Origin of the sequence: Asticcacaulis currens (genome assembly GCF_028550395.1) — a bacterium.
GTDB lineage: Bacteria > Pseudomonadota > Alphaproteobacteria > Caulobacterales > Caulobacteraceae > Asticcacaulis > Asticcacaulis currens.
In genome coordinates this window covers 23,730-41,058 of record NZ_JAQQKW010000002.1, presented here as the reverse complement: position 1 = coordinate 41,058, position 17,329 = coordinate 23,730, and the positions used below count along the sequence as shown (strand labels likewise).

The 17,329-nt window shown below is 61.9% G+C and carries 17 protein-coding genes; 6 read left to right on the top strand and 11 right to left on the bottom strand.

Annotated features, from left to right (window positions below; all coding sequences use genetic code 11):
• The first annotated feature begins 2 nt into the window (after positions 1–2).
• Both rhaT and PQU94_RS03370 read left to right on the top strand, forming a co-directional pair.
• The gene (gene rhaT, locus PQU94_RS03375) at positions 3–1,082 is read left to right on the top strand and encodes an L-rhamnose/proton symporter RhaT (RefSeq protein WP_272740090.1); all 1,080 of its coding nucleotides are present in this window, start codon (positions 3–5) and stop codon (positions 1,080–1,082) included.
• A 340-nt stretch (positions 1,083–1,422) separates the two neighbouring features.
• On the top strand, positions 1,423–2,496 hold the full coding sequence (locus PQU94_RS03370; protein ID WP_272740089.1) for an ABC transporter substrate-binding protein: 1,074 nt from the start codon (positions 1,423–1,425) through the stop codon (positions 2,494–2,496).
• A 107-nt stretch (positions 2,497–2,603) separates the two neighbouring features.
• On the opposite strand, the gene PQU94_RS03365 is transcribed toward PQU94_RS03370, so the two are convergent.
• Positions 2,604–3,479 (bottom strand): aldo/keto reductase, encoded by an 876-nt coding sequence (locus PQU94_RS03365; RefSeq protein ID WP_272740088.1) that lies wholly within the window; start codon positions 3,477–3,479, stop codon positions 2,604–2,606.
• Between the two features lie 121 nt (positions 3,480–3,600).
• Here PQU94_RS03365 and PQU94_RS03360 point away from each other — a divergent pair, with 121 nt between their 5' ends.
• Both PQU94_RS03360 and PQU94_RS03355 read left to right on the top strand, forming a co-directional pair.
• Entirely contained in the window at positions 3,601–4,920 is a 1,320-nt protein-coding gene (locus PQU94_RS03360; protein WP_272740087.1) for a M20 metallopeptidase family protein, read from the top strand.
• A 62-nt stretch (positions 4,921–4,982) separates the two neighbouring features.
• A complete protein-coding gene (locus tag PQU94_RS03355) occupies positions 4,983–6,047 on the top strand; it encodes a PLP-dependent cysteine synthase family protein (RefSeq protein ID WP_272740086.1) in 1,065 nt (354 codons plus the stop codon).
• 2 nt (positions 6,048–6,049) lie between these two features.
• Here PQU94_RS03355 and PQU94_RS03350 read toward each other — a convergent pair whose 3' ends face one another.
• Entirely contained in the window at positions 6,050–6,586 is a 537-nt protein-coding gene (locus PQU94_RS03350) for a dioxygenase family protein (protein WP_272740085.1), read from the bottom strand.
• A gap of 25 nt (positions 6,587–6,611) precedes the next feature.
• On the opposite strand from PQU94_RS03350, the gene PQU94_RS03345 reads away from it, so the two are divergent.
• Entirely contained in the window at positions 6,612–6,923 is a 312-nt protein-coding gene (locus PQU94_RS03345) for a hypothetical protein (protein ID WP_272740084.1), read from the top strand.
• Positions 6,924–7,061: 138 nt separating this feature from the next.
• Here the strand turns inward: PQU94_RS03345 and virB11 are convergent, their stop codons facing one another.
• From virB11 to PQU94_RS03300, 9 genes are all read right to left on the bottom strand, one after another.
• Complete coding sequence (virB11, locus tag PQU94_RS03340; protein ID WP_272740083.1) at positions 7,062–8,048, bottom strand: P-type DNA transfer ATPase VirB11; 987 nt, start codon at positions 8,046–8,048, stop codon at positions 7,062–7,064.
• Complete coding sequence (locus PQU94_RS03335) at positions 8,045–9,142, bottom strand: TrbI/VirB10 family protein (RefSeq protein WP_272740082.1); 1,098 nt, start codon at positions 9,140–9,142, stop codon at positions 8,045–8,047. The genes virB11 and PQU94_RS03335 overlap by 4 nt, the downstream gene beginning before the upstream one ends.
• A gap of 2 nt (positions 9,143–9,144) precedes the next feature.
• Entirely contained in the window at positions 9,145–9,984 is an 840-nt protein-coding gene (locus PQU94_RS03330; protein ID WP_272740081.1) for a TrbG/VirB9 family P-type conjugative transfer protein, read from the bottom strand.
• A complete protein-coding gene (locus tag PQU94_RS03325; protein ID WP_272740080.1) occupies positions 9,981–11,246 on the bottom strand; it encodes a TrbL/VirB6 family protein in 1,266 nt (421 codons plus the stop codon). Before PQU94_RS03325 ends, PQU94_RS03330 begins: the two co-directional genes overlap by 4 nt.
• The gene (locus PQU94_RS03320) at positions 11,243–13,669 is read right to left on the bottom strand and encodes a VirB4 family type IV secretion/conjugal transfer ATPase (RefSeq protein WP_272740079.1); all 2,427 of its coding nucleotides are present in this window, start codon (positions 13,667–13,669) and stop codon (positions 11,243–11,245) included. The genes PQU94_RS03325 and PQU94_RS03320 overlap by 4 nt, the downstream gene beginning before the upstream one ends.
• 26 nt (positions 13,670–13,695) lie before the next feature.
• On the bottom strand, positions 13,696–13,992 hold the full coding sequence (locus PQU94_RS03315; RefSeq protein WP_272740078.1) for a VirB3 family type IV secretion system protein: 297 nt from the start codon (positions 13,990–13,992) through the stop codon (positions 13,696–13,698).
• A 3-nt stretch (positions 13,993–13,995) separates the two neighbouring features.
• A complete protein-coding gene (locus tag PQU94_RS03310) occupies positions 13,996–14,286 on the bottom strand; it encodes a TrbC/VirB2 family protein (RefSeq protein ID WP_272740077.1) in 291 nt (96 codons plus the stop codon).
• A 10-nt stretch (positions 14,287–14,296) separates the two neighbouring features.
• Positions 14,297–14,821 carry a lytic transglycosylase domain-containing protein gene (locus PQU94_RS03305; RefSeq protein ID WP_272740076.1) on the bottom strand — a complete coding sequence of 175 codons (525 nt, stop codon included), beginning with the start codon at positions 14,819–14,821 and terminating at the stop codon, positions 14,297–14,299.
• 678 nt (positions 14,822–15,499) lie between these two features.
• Positions 15,500–15,658 carry a hypothetical protein gene (locus tag PQU94_RS03300; protein ID WP_272740075.1) on the bottom strand — a complete coding sequence of 53 codons (159 nt, stop codon included), beginning with the start codon at positions 15,656–15,658 and terminating at the stop codon, positions 15,500–15,502.
• Between the two features lie 787 nt (positions 15,659–16,445).
• Here PQU94_RS03300 and galU point away from each other — a divergent pair.
• The gene (galU, locus tag PQU94_RS03295) at positions 16,446–17,318 is read left to right on the top strand and encodes a UTP--glucose-1-phosphate uridylyltransferase GalU (protein ID WP_272740074.1); all 873 of its coding nucleotides are present in this window, start codon (positions 16,446–16,448) and stop codon (positions 17,316–17,318) included.
• Positions 17,319–17,329 lie beyond the last annotated feature (11 nt).

Sequence of the window (17,329 nt, the reverse complement as noted above, 5' to 3'; positions counted from 1 at the left end):
TTATGACTCCCAACCCGCTCATCGGCGTCTTTTTTCACTGGCTGGGCGGTCTCGCCTCGGCCTCTTTCTATGTGCCCTACAAGAAGATCCGACTGTGGTCGTGGGAGATCTTCTGGCTGACCGGCGGTATCTTTTCATGGCTGATCGCGCCGTGGATATTCGCCTATTTTCAGACCTCGGACCTGTTTGGTGTGCTGGGCGGGGCGTCCCCGACCACGTGGTTCTGGTGCGTCTTCTGGGGGCTGTTGTGGGGCTTTGGCGGCCTGACCTTCGGCCTGACCATGCGCTATCTGGGCCTGAGCCTCGGCATGGCGGTGGCGCTGGGTCTGACCACCGTCATAGGCACGCTGGGGGAGCCCATCTTTAGTGGCAAGATCATTCAACTGATACAGACGCTTAGCGGGCAGGTGACTCTGTTCGGGGTGCTGGTGGTGCTGGGCGGTATCGTGCTGGTGGCGCGCGCCGGTCACGCCAAGGAGAAGGAAGTCACCGAAGTCTCTGAAAGCCTGAAAGAGTTTAATCTCACCAAGGGCCTGCTGGTGGCCGTTTTTTGCGGCATCATGTCGTCGTGCTTTGCCTTTGGTCTGGCCGCCGGTGCGCCGGTGCGCGAAGCCTCAGCCGCCGCCGGAACGGGCCCCCTGTGGGTCGGCCTGCCTGTCCTCTGCATGGTTTTGCTGGGCGGTTTGACCACCAATCTGGTCTGGTCCGGCTATCTGATCTTCAAGAATAAATCAGCCTCCGAATGGGTGGGCAAGCCGCGCGCCGCTGCCGAAGACAAGGGCAAGATTCCGCTGCTGGTCAACTATCTGCTGGCGGCGCTGGGCGGCACACTGTGGTATTTCCAGTTCTTCTTCTACACCATGGGTGAAAGCCAGATGGGCGAATACGGCTTCTCGTCGTGGACGCTGCACATGGCCTCGATCATCCTCTTTTCGACCCTGTGGGGCTTCGCGCTCAAGGAATGGGCCGGGACCTCTGCCAAAACCCGGGCGCTGGTCTGGGGCGGCATCGCGCTGCTGGTCGGCTCGACCGTGATCATCGGCATCGGCAATATGCTGGCCGGGCAGGCGGCCGGACACTGAATCAGAGCGGAATTATTCTGAGTGGAGTCGTTCCGCTCCAGAAACCACAGATGACACAGATTGTCCGTGTCTGCGTAGCCAGGACAGGCGCGTAACGCCTGTCTGTGAAATCTGTGGTTTAAACGTGATGATCAGAATTGAAATCAATCGAGTTGATTATGAGGATGGATTTCACTCTTCATCACCTTTTCTGATTTCTCGGTTCAGAAATTATCACACTTAAAACGCGAAATCGGCTTGGACAAAATAAAATTGTTTGAGTAGGAATAACGGACGCTTCTGGCGTATCCTGCCTCCCGCGGTGCAGTTTACCTGTACCTCTCAACGAAGGTGACTTTCCATGTCCGTCAGGCCGTCTGCCTCGCCGACCGTTTCGCCTTCGGCATCGTCTCAGATGCCGTCGCAACTGGTGTGGTATGCGCGTTGCCCGACCCTGACGGCCATGGGCCTTTTGGCCCATCGCGGCGTCCTGCAACGTGAATTTCGCCGCGATCCGGTCAATTTCGTCTCGGTGCGCGAAACCTCGCTGCCGTCCGTGCGGCAGGGCTATCTCGATCATTCTCTGGCCAATCTGGTGCGCGAAGGCGATGCGGCCACCGCCCTGTGGTCCTATGGCCTGAATGAGCGTTCGCGGCTTCTGGCCGTCGGGCATACCTGGCATACGGTGCTGGTGGTGGCACCGGCACGGTCCCCTGTGTCGGGTCTTCAGGACCTTAAGGGACGCACACTGGCCCTTCCACGCGAAGCGGGCAGTTTTTCGCCGGCGCGGGTGCGCTCGCTGCGCGCCTGGGAGAGTATTCTGGACGTCAGTGGTCTCAAACCTGCCGACGTCACCTTCTACAATATCGTCGCCGGGCATCCGTCCACCCCGTTTGGCGACATCGCCCGGCGGGAAATCGAGGCGGTTCTGGGCGGTCAGGCCGATGCCGGTCTGCTGTTTGGGGCCAAGGGGATCGAGCTGGCGCGCACGGCGGGCCTGAAGATCGTCCACGCGTTTGAGGCGGCGGATATCCGCGGCGATGCCCGGCTCAAGGGGCTGGTCGAACTGCGCACCCTGACCATCGACTATCCGTTTCTGGAGGCCAATGAGGCGGTCGTCTCGCGTCTGGTCAAGGCCCTGTCCGGGGCCGCCGACTGGGCGCGCAGCTTTCCGAAACAGGCCCTCTCGCACATTGCCGAAGAGGGCAAAGTCGAACTCGACGATGCGGTGCACGCCTATGGCGACTTCATCCCGGAAAGCACAGCGCTGGGGGCCGAAGACGCGCGGCTTGCCGACATAAAAGACCTGCTTGACTGGCTGAAACAGCGTCAGGCGGTGACGGAGCGGCTGGACCTGTCCGACTGGAATCGTAGCGATGTGCTGATCGCCAAGGAAGCGCCCCAGACGTCAAAGCGCTTGAACGCCGTCGCCTGATCCTATCCCCTTGAATCAGCGATGGCTTCAGAGCGATGCGGTGTTGATCTGACGCCGCCGCGTCGCTGGAAAAGGCCCGGGAGTGGTGCCCCGGGCCTTTCTTCCCTTTATTGTGCTCTGGCGGCTTGGTCGAGGGCTGCGAAGTCTTCATCACTCAGGTGAATCCGCGCCGCCGCGACGTTCTCGTCGAGATGGCGGACCTTTCCTGTGCCGGGGATGGGCAGCATGACCGGGCTGCGCTTCAGTACCCAGGCCAGAGCGATCTGCGACGGTGTGGCACCGTACTTCGCAGTGAGACGATCCAGAACCCCGCCCGGTTTGGCGAGATCCCCCGCGGCCAGAGGATACCACGGAATAAAGCCGATGCTGTGCGCCGTGCAGTAGTCGAGCACGGCTTCGTGGCGACGTTCAACGAGGTTATAGAGGTTCTGCACGGTCGAAACCGGGAAGATTTTTCGCGCCGCTTCGATATCGGCGACCGATACTTCGGACAGACCGGCGTGGCGAATGACGCCTTCGTCCAGAAGCTCTTTCACGGCGGCGAACTGTTCGTCGCGCGGTACGGCGGGGTCGATGCGGTGCAGTTGCCACAGGTCGATGCGCTCAACGCCCAGCAATTCGCGGCTGCGGTGGGCCTGCCTGATCAGATAGTCGGGACGGCCGTTCGGCGTCCAGATATTGGGACCTGACCGGGTCAGGCCGGCCTTGGTAGCGATAATCAGGTCGTTCGCATACGGATGGAGCGCTTCGCGGATCAGCTTTTCGGAGGTTTCCGGCCCGTAGGAATCGGCCGTGTCGATGAAATTGACGCCCAGATCGCCGAGACGCCTCAGGGTGCGCAGGGCTTCGTCGCGATCGGCGGGTTCACCCCATACGCCGCTACCGGTGATGCGCATGGCGCCATAACCAAGGCGGCTGACGGTGAGATCGCCTCCGATGGCAAAGGTGCCGGACAGGCGGGCGTCGGGTAGGGCGTAGGACATGGACAACTCCTTGAGCGTTTCAGGTCATGTGGGGCGGCGGGGACAGGGGCGCAAGGCTTGGCTATTGACAAGGCCAGCGCGCGCATCGCCTATTTCACCTATCGCTGTGAGGGGAATGGATATGCGCCGCCTGCTGCCTGTTGTGACTGTCGCCCTGCTGGGGCTTTGCGCCCCCGCGCTGGCCGAGCCCGATTATCAGACGGCTATCCGGGCCGACTATCAGAAGGATCTCGGGGCGCTGTGGGACTGGTTCCACCGTAACCCCGAACTGTCGATGCTGGAAACCAAGACCGCCGCGCGCATGGCAAAGGAACTGCGCGCCACCGGGGCCGAAGTCACCGAAAAGGTGGGAGGGACGGGTGTCGTGGCGGTGATCCGCAATGGACCCGGCCCGGTCGTCATGCTGCGCGCCGATATGGACGGCCTGCCGGTCAAGGAAGCGTCGGGCCTTGCCAATGCTTCGACCGCGAAGCAGGTCGGCATGGATGGCGTCGAATATCCCGTCATGCACGCCTGCGGTCACGATACCCACATCACGGCCATGGTGGCTACGGTGCGTCAGCTTCAGCGCCTTAAGTCGCAGTGGAAGGGTACGGTCGTTGTGGTCATCCAGCCGGGTGAAGAACGTGTGATGGGTGCCAAGGCCATGCTCAAAGACGGGCTCTACACCCGTTTCCCCAAGCCCGACTACGCCCTGGCTTTCCACGTCAATTCGCAGATGCCGACGGGCAAGGTGTCGGCCTCGGAAAACATTCAGTATTCCTCATCCGACTCTATCAACATCCATGTGCACGGGGTGGGCGCGCATGGGGCGTCTCCGCATCAAGGCAAGGACCCGGTCTATATCGGCAGCCAGATCGTTATCGCCCTGCAAGGGCTGATCAGCCGCGAACGCCCGCCGCTCAGCCCCGGCGTTATCACGGTCGGGGCCTTCCACGCGGGCAGCAAGCACAACATCATTTCCGATGCGGCCGAGCTTCAGGTGACGGTGCGCGCCAATGACGAAGTGACGCGTGCGCAACTGGTGGACGGCGTTAAGCGTGTGGCGGTCAATATGGGCCGCGTCAACGGCCTGCCCGACGACAAGCTGCCGGAGGTTGATGTCGTTGAAGGCACGCCGACCACCATCAATAACGCTGAACTGGCGCGACGCCTGAACGGGGCGATTGCCGCGTCTCTGGGGCCGGACACCGTCATCCCGTTCCAGCAGATGGGCATGGGGGCGGAGGACTTCGCCTACTTTGTTCAACCTGACCTCAAGGTGCCGGGTTATTATTTCGCCGTCGGCGGCACGCCCCAGGCGGCGTTCGATGCGGCAAAGGCCGGCGGCCCGGCCGTCGCTTCGCACCATTCGGCCCTGTTTAAGATCGATCCGGAAGCCACCGTGGTTACCGGGGCCTCGGCCATGACAGCGGCGGTGCTTGACCTGCTCAAGCCGTAAAGAGAGGTGGCTCTTGACTCCTGCCCCCGCACGCGCTTTGTGCCGGTTTCAGGAGTAACGGGATGAGCAGGATGACACAGGTGCCGCGCGACTGGCTGATCGAGGCGGTGCGCCGCATCGAGGCGGATTTCAACCGTTCCTCCGATACCCACCTGATCCATCATGAGGTGGCGGCATTTCCGGGGGTGCACCTCTATTTCAAGGACGAGTCCTCACACCCGACAGGCAGCCTGAAGCATCGTCTGGCGCGCTCGCTGATCCTCTATGCCCTGTGCAATGAGTGGATCGGGCCGCAGACCACCCTGATCGAATCGTCGTCGGGTTCTACCGCCGTTTCCGAGGCCTATTTCGCGCGGCTGCTGGGCTTGCGCTTTATCGCTGTGGTGCCAAAGTCGGTGGCGCAGGCCAAGATCGACGCGATCCGCTTTCAGGGCGGGGAGGTGCACGGCGTCGATGACCCCAACGCCGTCTATGCCGAGGCGCAACGACTTGCCGATGAAACCTGCGGCCATTACCTTGATCAGTTCACCTATGCCGAACGCGCCACCGACTGGCGCGGCAATAACAATATCGCCGAAAGCCTGTTCAGCCAGATGACGGCGGAGCCGCACCCCGTGCCAAGCTGGCTGGTGACCGGGGCCGGGACGGGCGGTACCTCGGCGACCCTGGGGCGATACATCCGCTATCGCCGCTTGCCGACGCGGTTGTGTGTGGCCGACCCCGAAGGCTCGGTCTTCCATCGCCACTATCACGACCGCAGCGTCCAGACGATCGACCGTTGTGGGTCCTGCATCGAAGGGATAGGACGCCCGCGCGTCGAGCCGAGCTTCATCCCGTCGCTGATCGACCGCATGGAGGTGGTGACGGACGCGCAGTCGATCGCCGCCGTACGTCTGTTATCGGAGCGTCTGGGCCGGCGCGTCGGCGGCTCGACCGGCACCAACCTGTGGGCCTGTGTGCGTTTGATGCAGGAGATGGCGCAGAAGGGCGAGACGGGCTCCATCGTCACCATCCTCTGCGATGGCGGTGAGCGCTACGGCGACACCTATTATGACGATGCGTGGCTGTCGGCGCGCACCATTGACTGGCGCACGCCTTATGCAGACCTAAAAACCCTTATGGGATAGGGTCAGATCTTGATCCCAAGCGTGATGGGGCCGGTATAACCGTTGGTCGTGTCACCGCTCAGACTGATCGTCTGCGCAGCCAGTTGCGATGACGACAGGTCACTGAAGACATTGTCCGTGGCAAAGGTGATGCCGTTCAGGGCCGTGGTCGAGGCACTGTATCCTGAGACCGTACTGTAAACCGTCGAACAGACCGTCCGATCCAGCGCGAATTGCGTTGTCTTGATCTTGTTGGCGTAGCTGGTCGCGGCGGCCAGGCTGGGATAGACCTCAACATGGATATGCGGCATGCGGCCGGTATAACAGCCGGGGAAGATGGTGGTGAAGGTGACCTTACCGCTTGAGTCCGTGACCTGTATCCCGCGCAGATAGTTCTGGGCGGTTAGGGTCGAGGAATAGAGCGAATAGAGCCCGTCTCGCGTGCAATGCCAGATGTAAACCACATAACCGGCAAGCGGCGTACAGCCGGTGCCTGAGTTGACCAGCGATATGGTCAGGGTCAGGGGCAGGCCCGGTGCCGTACCTGAGGCTGATCCCACCGAAGTGCGTATATCTGAACGATTGATGCCTGAGATGGCCAGTGCGTTGATGATGCTGCCAGAGACGGTGTTGGAACCGTCGCCGGGATATGGTCCCTCAGTTTCATTTGAAAAGGTTGTGCAGGTGCCGCTTGCGGAGGTTGAACTGCTCGAAGATGAACTGTTGCTGGAGGATGAACTGGCCGAAGATGATGAAGACGATGATGTGGCTACGCTTGTGGAGGTTGAGCCACCGTCGCCACTTCCACCGCACGCCGCCACAGAACTGGCCCCAAAGGCAAGGGTTCCCAACATACCCAGCGTTCGGCGACGGGAGACAAACTGGATAAGGTCCTGAAGGCTGCCTTCGTCCTTATGATAGGGCGCTTCGGGGCGGTCGGAATGTGTCATGCTGTTCCATTTACATTGATGAAGACTGATCTCATCAATGACGGTGGATTACGGCGAATCTTGATATCTGAATATTTCCGGCCGGTTACACGGACGCCAGATGCGCGCGCGGCAGCATGATGTCGGCAATGCCGCGTTCGCCCCCTGCCTTCGACAACTGCACCACCACGTCGATCAAACCTGACGCATAGGCGATGGTTTCGGGCCGCGACAGGGCCATGCCGGTCTGCATCACCATCAGGGCAATCTGTTCCAGCGCGCCCTGCGGTGTGTTGGCGTGGACCGTAGTGAAGGAGCCGGGGTGGCCGGTATTGATGGCGCGCAGGAAGGTCACGGCCTCGGCCCCACGGATTTCGCCCACGATGATGCGATCCGGGCGCAGGCGCAACGACGCCTGCAACAGGTCATTGACAGTCACCTTGGCTTCGCCCAGTTCACCCTTGACGGCCACAAGACCCAGCGCGTTCGGTTGGTGGACCGCGATTTCCGGTGTGTCTTCAACCAAAATAACGCGCTCCTCATTGGGCACAGCGCTCAAAAGCGCATTGAGGAAGGTCGTCTTGCCCGATGAGGTGCCGCCCGAAATCAGGATGGTCTTACGCTCGGTTACCGCCTGTTTGAGGAAAGCGACCGGATTGGCGCGAGCGGCGCGCTGTTCGTCGGCCGGATTGCCATAGGCCGGAGCGCGGATAGGCCCACGATCATAGGCTTCCAGCGGCCGGTTCACCATCAGGTGCCGACGAATGGCGATGGCCCAGTGGCGGCGTGTGGCAGGCGGGCCGACGATCTGCACGCGCTCGCCCGACGGCAGGGTCGCGGCCAGCATAGGGTTCTCGCGGTTGATGCCCTGATGGCTGATGCGCGCGATCTGCGCCGCCAGCCGGTTGAGCAGGCCGTCGTCGATGTCGGGCGCGTCGAAGCGCTGCATATGGGGCTGACCGCTGACTTCGACCCAAACCTCGCCGGGACGATTGACCATGACCTCAGTGACTTCGGCGCGGTCGAGCCACTGCCGGAAGGGGGCCATATAGGCCTTGAGATAGACGCCTTCGGTCGGTAGGGTTTCGGTCATAGGGAGAAGTCGAGATCGCGGGAAACGAAGACCTGAATCGGCGTGCCCTGCGCCACGCGCACGGTGGGGCCAATTTTGGAATCGGCCTGAAGCGCGGCGGTGGCGGCATTATTGGCCCCTTGTGCCGTGCCGATGACGATGGTGTTGCGGTCCCCGCCGGTCGACGAATTGGCGAGGCCGCCAATGATCGACAGCAGCATGGCCGAGCCGAAGCGCTTGAAGAAGTGCGTATCGACCTCTCCGGTTTGACCCGCCTGACCCAGATTATCGGTCGAGGGGTCGGTCAGCACGATAGCCGTGCCATCCGGGCGGATCAGACGCGACCAGGTGATGAACAGACGATTCTGCCCGCTTTGCAGGCCTGAGCGGTAAGACCCGATCAGGCGCGAGCCGCGCGGAATCAGGACGCGCGTGCCGTCAAAGCTGCGCACATCGCGCGAGACGAGGGCGCGCGTATAGCCGGGTAGGTCGGAATTGAGCGCCGTTTCCAGCACCGCCGGGATCAGGGTGCCCTGCGACACCGTGCGCGACGGCGTGGTGATACGCGTGGCACGGACCTGACGAGTGGGATCGAGGCTCGTCAGTGCGCCGACGGAATTGCCGTCCATGACATTGCCTTCGGCGCGGGCCGGCGCGGCGGCGGCCTGAGTGGCGCTTGCGGTTGGGTCAGGGTCGGGGGCCGAAACGTCGTAGATCAGGGCATTGGCGCGGGCATTATTGGCGTCGGCCACAGGCGCGGCCCCGCCCGCCTGAGGCGGTTGCGGCTGCGCCACGGGTGGGCCTTCGGGCAGGGCCACGGGCGGCAGTTCGACCACCGTGCCGTTCTGTCCCGGCGGCTGCGGCATGGGTTGTGCCGGTTGCGCCTGTGGTGGCCGGGATTGCGCCGCCTGACGGTTGTTGTTCATGAACACCAGAGTGAGCGCGCCCAGAAACACAGCCCCCATAAGACCGCCAGCCATGACCAGACTGTCCTTCAGGGACGATTTCGAAGCCACCTGCGGCAGGGCATTGACCGAGGCCACGCCCAGATCCGAACGGTCTGTCGTCTTACGTGGATCGCTTTGCGGGTCGTTGGAGGGGAGACGGGTCTTCATGCTCAGTCCTCCTTGCGCCCGAACCAGCCGGTACGCTTCTTCGTGGTCGCGGCATCGGCCTTACGCAGGGTTTCGGGCCGCGGCTGCGGCGACAGGGCATCGAGCGCGGGCGGGACATAGGCGTCATTATAGACCGTAGCTGTCAGGTCGCCCCGGCGCAGCACAAAGGCCGGACCGACCTGTTCGATGACGATAAAGCCTTCGCGGTAACCGAAATTGACCAGAGTCTCCTTACCATCCAGAACGGCATAGATGGCTGGAAAAGGTACGCCTTCCCCCCAAAGGAGATAGGTCGATTGCCCGTCGTCGAACAACCGCATGGGCACCAGAGACGGGTCACCGGCATAGGTATAGTTGGTGTTGCGCTTTTCCGGAAGGGTGGAGACGGGTTTGGCCGGTGTCACCGGGGCGGCAGCGGACTTTTCGGCGGCTTCGCGGGCTTCCTGCTCGTCCTTGGGGTAGGTAAAGCGCAGATCGTAGATGACTTCACCGCGCTTGCACGCCGCCGCATCCTTGGTGCGCAGTTCAAAGGCGTAGGTGCGACGATTGGTGACAATCGACATATTGGTGAAGGCGCCGCGCTGAAACGGCTTCACAAAGATCAGATTACCGCGCTTGTTAGGCGTCGCCTGCCACTGGGCGGCATCGCCCACGGCGACATTCTCGATCTTTTCGTTGCCGGCGAAGGTGATCATGGTCTGAAAGCTGACGCAGGTGTCGAGGCGGATAACCTCGCCATCGGCATAGGTGATGGTGCGGATGCGGCTGTCCTGCGCCTGAGCGGGCGCGACGGCCAGCAGGGGCACGGCGATCATCAGGGAAAGGGAACGGGCGAAGGTCATGAACCGGGGGCCTTTGAAAGGGGCGTCGGGGTCGGAGGTGTTTTGGGGGATGCAGAAGACGGGGCCGCTGAGCCCGGGGCGCTTCGGAATCTCTGACCGAGCCCCTGTCGGCGCGTCACCCCGCCAGACAGTTGTCCGGCCTGTGGCGCAGAAGAAAGGGTGGTGGTCACGGTCTGAACCCGCGTGTCGCGGCTACTGCTGCGACCACCGGGGCCGGTCGTCCCGCCACCTTGCGTGATGAGGGTGGAGCCACCGGCGGCGGCGATGACGGCGGCGGAGGTCACGGCGGCGGCCTGCACGTCGGCGGCGCTGTCGCCGCGACCGCGCAAGGGGTTCCAGTTTTTGACGATATTGAAGGCCACCACCATCAGCATAATGAGGAAAGCCGCGTAAATCACGGAACCCATGAACAAAATCACGATCGGCTGAATGTCGCGCACCGTCTGCATCGGGTCGCCGGATATGGCCAGAATGGCAGGCGTCAGCAGCGACAGGGCCGCCGAACCGCCCAGTGTCACCAGCATGGGGATAAAAGCAAAACCGATGGATGTACGCAGCCAGCCTTCGAACAGGCCGCGTGTCTGGGTAAAGAGGGCAAAAACGACGAACAGCGGCCCCAGGGCCAGCAGAAGCGTCAGGATCAGGCGCGACAGGACCAGCACGCCGACGGTGGACAGCAGCAGGATCAGGCCCGAACTCCACAGCATGTCCGAGGCCGAGGACTTGCCATTACGGATGGGCGGCGCGACGGGCTGCGGGTTTTGTACGCTGGGAGCGGTCGTCGGTGCGGCTGTAGGGGACGCCTGCGAGGTCTGTTCAAAGGCAGTGGCGGCATCGGCAAAGTGCAAGAACAGCACGTCGAGTCGCTTGGCAAAGGCGGCGCTGGCCCCTTCGTCAGACCCCGTCAGGGCGGCAGCGATCTCATCCGGGCCGCGCGTCAGCAGGTTATAGACCACGGTCTGATAGGCGGGCCAGGCCGTGACGAAGGTCAGGACCAGTCCGATAGCCAGCACCTTCGGCGTCATGGTGGTCAGCGTCAGGCGCGTGCGCCCGGTGATCAGTCCGAAGGCCAGAAAGGCAATATAGAGCGTCAGGCAAAAGGTCAGGGCCGTGCCCAGATAGCCGCCATCGCCGAACAAACGCCCGAAGCTGTCTTCGACCACGCGCCCGATCTGACAGTCCACGCTCATCAGCGCGCCAGAAATACCCGTGTCGCCGCTGAGCGGCATACCGGGGCAGGTGGCGGGTGGCGGGGGCATCATGCGGATACACGCTCCGTTTGGCCAAAGCCGGGCCACGGCGTGCCGGTGAGGGCTTCGAACCATGCGGAGGGAGCGTCACCATGCGTTTCACGCAGTTCGTCCAGCTTGCGCACCGTCGATTCACGCCCCGAAAGCAGGGTCAGGATTTCCGGCGTCCCCGACAGCTCGAGACGCGCCACGACCGAGTGGTTGCCGTGCTTGACGAGGAAGGCGCGCGAATGGGGCGGCAGGGCGCGCACCAGACCGACCTCGTGAGCGCTGAGGCCGAAGCCTTCGCCATAGTCTTCGAAGCGGGCGCGCGGATTGGGCATGAAGATCTGCGTCGCCGCCTGCTCGATGATCGCCGAAGAGATGCGGCTGTCGAGGGCGTCCCCGGCGCTTTGCGTGCCGAAACCGAGGATGGCGTTACGCTTTCTGAGCGTCTTCATCCAGTCGCGGATGCGCGCGGCAAACACCTCATCGTCCAGCGCCTTCCAGCCCTCGTCGATCAGGATCATGGCCGGGGTACCGTCCAGACGCTCTTCGATCCGGTGGAAGAGGTACATCATGATCGGCCCGCGCAGGACCGGCGCGTCTAAGAACTGCGTCATGTCGAAGCCCAGAACGCGCGCCGACAGGTCGAGTTGATCCGCCTCGTTATCGAACAGCCACGCCCATTCACCCGATCCCACCCAAGGGGCCAGACGCGCCGCCAGATCGGTCTGGCTGGGGCGACGGAAGCCCCCGAGAAGCTCCTGAAAATAGCGCAGGCGGCGATAGGCCGGGGCCTGTGCGTACATGGCGTCGATGGCCGAGGCGATGATGGCGTCGTCTTCCGGCGGCAGGGTCGGGCCTTCGCCCGCGATCAGGCGCGACAGCAGGTCGCGCAGGAAGCCGCGATTGAGGGCGCTGTCGGGCAGTTGCAGCGGGTTGAAGCCGCTGGGTTCCCCGGCGCGCAGGGTGGCGTAGTGGCCGCCGATAGCGCGGATAAAGATTTCTGAGCCGCGATCCTTGTCAAAGATGATGGTGCGCGGACGCGCCTTCTGGGCCTGCGCGGCGAGGAAGTTGAGCACCACGGTCTTCCCCGATCCCGACGGTCCGATCAGGGTGAAGTTGCCGAGGTCCGAAGCGTGGAAGTTAAAGAAGTAGGGCGTGGCCGCCGTCGTCTCAAAGACGGTGATCGCTTCGCCCCAGTGGTTGCCGGTGGCCTGACCCAGAGCAAAGCCGTGCAGGCTGGCCAGACCGGCAAAGGCCGAGACCGAGATCAGGGCCTTGCGCGCAATATAGGCTTCGTTGCCCGGGAATTGAGCCCAGAAGGCGGGTTCGAGATTGATGTCTTCGCGGACCGCCACGGCCCCCGTATCGGCCAGAGCCGAGGTCACCTGCGCGGCCGCCTGATCAAGAGCGCTGAGGCCCGGTGCGCGCACGCAGACGGTCAGGTGATGCTCGCCCAAAGCCGTCTGGCCCGAGGCGAGCTCATCCTTGGCAGCCATCAGTCCGGCGCGCAGGGTAATGCCGTCGTCATCGGCGGCGCGCAGACGGCGCAAGGCCAGATTGACGCGCTCCAGACCGATCTGACGATCGACGAACTGGAAGCTCTGGGACACGGTCATTTCATACGGCAGGTGCAGCAGGGCATCCAGCATCCCCGGCGCGGCCTGCGGCGGATATTCCTTCACCGAGACGAGCGCACCGAACGATTTGTCTCCGCCCGCGCTTTTCAACTCATAGGCATCGACGCCGAAGCTCAGGCGCTGATAGGGGAGGTATTGTCCCACATCGTCACGCGCCAGCGGATCGGGCTTGAGCACCGGGCGCATCTCACCATGCATCAGCGCCGACAGCAGTTCCAGCGGTTCGGAACAACGCCCGCCACGCGTTTCATAAGAGGTGAGAAGCCGCGGGCCATAGCGCCCCAGCGCCGCCATCAGGGCTTCGCGCGCCGCGTCAAGGTCGCGCAGTTCCGCCCCCAGGCCGTCGCGATCGGCACCGGACTGCGCGCCAAACAGTTTGCCGAGGCTTTCGGAAAGCCCCGCCTTGCCGCGCGCCGGGCGGCGCAGAATGGTGATAAACAGGTCGTTGACGAACAGTTCTCGCGATTGCAGACGATCCTGCCAGCGATCATTGATATAGCCCGCTATGGGGTCGTCATACTGACCGCTGCTGGTCACCGACACTTTGCGGCGCAGAATGTGGTGATGCAGCACCAGCCGTGAATCGCCGATGGCGCGCAATGCGCTTTCCCGCAGGGCGTGCAGGCTGTTGAGATCGGTCGTGTCCGCTGTCTCGAAGCCGAAACCGTCGATATAGAGGGCCTGCATCAGCGACCCGTCGCGCAGGGTAACCGTGTGGTCATTATAAAGGTGCGCATAGGGCAGGCGGTCACCGATCCGCTGCTCCCTGGCGCCCAAACTCATGACTTGCCCGAACAGGCCGTTACTCATGCGAAAACCTTACGGATGACCAGACGTTACGGCTGGTACGAGTTGCAGCGCCAGAACCTGTAGTTCCGGATGCGCGGGGTGCGGCTCACCTTGGTGAACCACAGGTCGAACAGGCGTGGCTCACGCAGGCAGGCCAGATAGCCCACCACGTGCACCAGGACGGCAATCCCCAGAGCCCAGAACGACCGCGTGACCAGGAAGGCCTCGGTGGTGATCATGAAGTTGAGGATGAAATAGGAATAGGTCACACCTGCAAACATCTGCGGCTGGGTCAGCGCCCGGAAAATGGGCGCCTTGACCAGAGCGACATTATCCTCGCTCATGCCTCACCCCACCGCCGTGCGGATACCTGCCACGATGGTCGCCGCGCCGAACAGAATGAAGATGCCAAGAATGACGGTGGCCCCGAAGCGCCAGTTCATACGGCCCGACAACATCATGAAGCCAACAGCGGCCACGGCGATCACAGCTACAGCCGTGGCCACATTGCCGAGCAGCGTGCCCTGAATCCAGCCCAAAGCGTTGACGATGGGACTGGAGCCGGCGGGATCCTGCGCAAAGGCCGGAGAGGCGGCCAGCAGGGAAAGAAGGGCGGGTAGGAATTTACGGGCGTTCATAGTCTTGTCCTTACGAGCAGGTCTCGGTCGGTTGAGGATCGGTCTTTGCGCTGAGGCGGTCAAGGCTTCGGGCGACATAGGCCTGGGTTTCGGCATAGGGGGGCACACCGCCGTGGCGGTTGACCGCTCCGGCACCAGCATTATAGGCCGCCAGCGCCAGATCAATGCGGCCATCGAAGCGGTCGAGCTGACGACGCAGATAGGCCGCTCCGCCATATATGTTTGCCGCCGGATCGAACGGATCAATACCCAATTCGGCGGCGGTGGCCGGCATGAGTTGCATCAGGCCGATGGCGCCGCGAGGCGACACGGCCGCTGGGTTGAAGCCCGATTCCTGACGGATGACGGCAATGAGGAACTCGCTGCTGAGATTGTAGCGGGTAGCCGCCGACTCAATGAAGGTCTGATAGGGTGTGGCGGTCGAACGGTGCGCCATGGGCGGCAGAGACGCGCACAGAGGGCTGTAGCTGCCATCGGTGCCGACTTCGAACACCTGAGCCGCCGCCGGTAGCGCGGCGCAGAGCACCGCAGCCATCGTTCCCGCTGCCTTCAAACCTGCCCGCACCGGCTGCTCCTTCATTACATTCGACACAGCGCGCCGACGAACCCCACTCTCGGCTCGGTTACGCAGCTGGGTTTTCGTCAGGCGGCTCTAACAGTTAAGTTTGTCAGATTTGTTACGGACGCGAACCACTGATCCTTGAACGGAGAATATCTGCGATTCGCTGCCAAAACCACTATACATGCCGCCGCTGTGAAATCACAGGAAGCCGAGGCCGCTCTGCGAGAAATTGCGCAGATAGGGGAGGTTAGTGTTGAGATCCGAAAACGACACACCAAACCATTTCCCGGGTGCGACGGCGTACTGATCGGCCGATAGGGATAAAGGCGGCATTTGTCATAGAAGGGTTTGAAAAGCCGTTGATATCCATACCGGCGGTCGGCTGATGACCGTAGATATCGCCGCCCAAAATGAGGTGAGGTCCTTCCCAGGCATGATCTGAAGCGTCGCCGTTGGTTTAAAAGGCGCGCGAAAAATCCGAGGAGGTGAAGGTGGTGACATTGCTGAGCATATCCACCAGGGCGATATCAACCAGGGTCTGATGTACACAGGTGAGGGCCTGCGCCTCTTTGGACGGGTCGTTGGATTGTCCGCGATTCTGGGTTTCGTGACGATCCTAGCCGGACATCGATCCTGTTAAGACCTGACGCGTCAACCAGAAGGCGGGGCGGTGGCAATCGCACCCCACACCATGCGCGGTTGCAGGGTCAGAGCGTAGCTTTCGGCGGCACCGCCCGACCGTCCCGTGAGGAAGTTGTGGTCGCTCGCGAGGTCGAGGGCTGTTACCGTATCTGTTATGATTTGCCGCATAGCGCCGAGGGCCGCGGTCGAACGTGTCAGAGAGCATGCGCTCACGACTTTGATAACAACGGCCGGGGATTTATCTTGGGGGCAACGGATATTGAACTACATTTTCTCCCAAGAAGAAGACCGCGGCTGGCGGCGGAAATGGCCGTGAAGATGGTGTTCTTAACAGTCATACCCTTGAGGAAGTCGTCCATGCCACCACCCTGTCCGAAGCGATCTCCTTTTGGCGCGCCGGCCTGCCAAGTTGATTTGTGATCGTTGTGCTAGAACAGGCTGACGGGCAAGAGAACGCTGCAGGCCTGATAATGGTCTTGCTCGTCAGCTGGATCAGGGTACTGACTCTGGCCGGCACGGCCAAACGGCCCTGATCGAACAGGTCGCGGCAGGGGTGCATCATTGGATGAAGGCCGAAGGTGTGCGGACTTCCGCTGGTATTCGTCGGGATGGGCTACGCGGTTTTAGGCGTGATGAAAGACTAGGAAAGCGGTCACGAAAATCTCGCCCCACAGCGCTCGAGTGAGGGCCACATTCGGCGTAAATGGCCCGCAATACGTTCTCATAAACGGGTATGATTGTAAGTGAAGGTTGTTTATAGCCCCTGGCATATAAGGAAATCATAAACGCGATCACAAAACCGTGTGCACCGCAGCATTTTTTGTTGTGACTGGGGGCGTTAACCCTCTCGCTTGGTTGCGCGAACGCAGAAATCTGTTTAAGACCACATAAACCGATTTTTATTCCTCGATTTTTAACTTCCAAATTCACACACTGAATCCTCAGGATTGATTTGATGTTCAAAAAAATACGTAAGGCCGTGGTTCCCGTGGCTGGTCTGGGTACGCGGGTTTTACCGGGTACGAAGGTGGTTCCCAAAGAGCTACTGAATGTGGTTGACCGCCCCATTCTCGCGTATGTGGTCGAAGAGGCGCGCGCCGCCGGCATCGAGCACTTCGTTTTCGTGACGGGTCGATCCAAAGGCGCCATAGAAGACTATTTCGACCATCAAGTTGAGCTTGAGGCGCAACTGGCGGCCAAGAAAAAGACGGCCATTCTGGATCAGCTTCTGGCGGAACTGCCCAAAGAAGGTGAGATGAGCTTTGTGCGCCAGATGCAGCCGAAGGGTCTTGGGCACGCGGTATGGTGCGCGCGCGACATTATCGGCGACGAACCGTTTGCGGTCATCCTGCCGGACATGGTGATGGACGCCGAAGTGCCCGCCCTGCGTCAGGCCGTAGAGTCCTATAATCAGGTGGGCGGCAACATCATCGTCGTCGAGCCCGTCCCTCACGATCAGACGCATCAGTATGGGGTGGTGGCGCTTGAATCGCAGAGCGGTCGTCTGAACAAGATGACCGGCATGGTCGAAAAGCCAGCCAAAGGCACCGCACCCTCAAATCTGATCGTGTCGGGCCGCTATATCCTTCAGCCGGAAATTTTCGATCTGCTGGCTACACAGGAACGCGGGGCAGGGGGTGAAATCCAGCTCACCGACTCCATGTTCCGCCTGATGGAAACCCAAGCCTTCCACGCGCTCGAATATGAGGGTGTGACCTATGATTGCGGCGACAAGATCGGCCTGCTGCGCGCCAATGTGGCTCTGGCGCTCAAACGCGCCGACCTGGGTGACGCCGCGCGTGCGGCCCTGTCGCCCTTCTTCGCCTGAATACAGCTTCA

Excerpts from the sequence above, each read along its gene's own strand:
- rhaT (WP_272740090.1), top strand. The coding sequence starts at position 3 with ATGACTCCCAACCCGCTCATCGGCGTCTTTTTTCACTGGCTGGGCGGT.
- PQU94_RS03345 (WP_272740084.1), top strand. The coding sequence starts at position 6,612 with ATGCCTGAGATGGCCAGTGCGTTGATGATGCTGCCAGAGACGGTGTTG.
- PQU94_RS03315 (WP_272740078.1), bottom strand. The coding sequence starts at position 13,992 with ATGAGCGAGGATAATGTCGCTCTGGTCAAGGCGCCCATTTTCCGGGCG.
- PQU94_RS03325 (WP_272740080.1), bottom strand. The coding sequence starts at position 11,246 with ATGATGCCCCCGCCACCCGCCACCTGCCCCGGTATGCCGCTCAGCGGC.
- PQU94_RS03355 (WP_272740086.1), top strand. The coding sequence starts at position 4,983 with ATGAGCAGGATGACACAGGTGCCGCGCGACTGGCTGATCGAGGCGGTG.
- PQU94_RS03370 (WP_272740089.1), top strand. The coding sequence starts at position 1,423 with ATGTCCGTCAGGCCGTCTGCCTCGCCGACCGTTTCGCCTTCGGCATCG.
- PQU94_RS03335 (WP_272740082.1), bottom strand. The coding sequence starts at position 9,142 with ATGAAGACCCGTCTCCCCTCCAACGACCCGCAAAGCGATCCACGTAAG.
- galU (WP_272740074.1), top strand. The coding sequence starts at position 16,446 with ATGTTCAAAAAAATACGTAAGGCCGTGGTTCCCGTGGCTGGTCTGGGT.
- virB11 (WP_272740083.1), bottom strand. The coding sequence starts at position 8,048 with ATGACCGAAACCCTACCGACCGAAGGCGTCTATCTCAAGGCCTATATG.
- PQU94_RS03320 (WP_272740079.1), bottom strand. The coding sequence starts at position 13,669 with ATGAGTAACGGCCTGTTCGGGCAAGTCATGAGTTTGGGCGCCAGGGAG.
- PQU94_RS03360 (WP_272740087.1), top strand. The coding sequence starts at position 3,601 with ATGCGCCGCCTGCTGCCTGTTGTGACTGTCGCCCTGCTGGGGCTTTGC.
- PQU94_RS03365 (WP_272740088.1), bottom strand. The coding sequence starts at position 3,479 with ATGTCCTACGCCCTACCCGACGCCCGCCTGTCCGGCACCTTTGCCATC.
- PQU94_RS03310 (WP_272740077.1), bottom strand. The coding sequence starts at position 14,286 with ATGAACGCCCGTAAATTCCTACCCGCCCTTCTTTCCCTGCTGGCCGCC.
- PQU94_RS03330 (WP_272740081.1), bottom strand. The coding sequence starts at position 9,984 with ATGACCTTCGCCCGTTCCCTTTCCCTGATGATCGCCGTGCCCCTGCTG.
- PQU94_RS03300 (WP_272740075.1), bottom strand. The coding sequence starts at position 15,658 with ATGCGGCAAATCATAACAGATACGGTAACAGCCCTCGACCTCGCGAGC.
- PQU94_RS03305 (WP_272740076.1), bottom strand. The coding sequence starts at position 14,821 with ATGGCTGCGGTGCTCTGCGCCGCGCTACCGGCGGCGGCTCAGGTGTTC.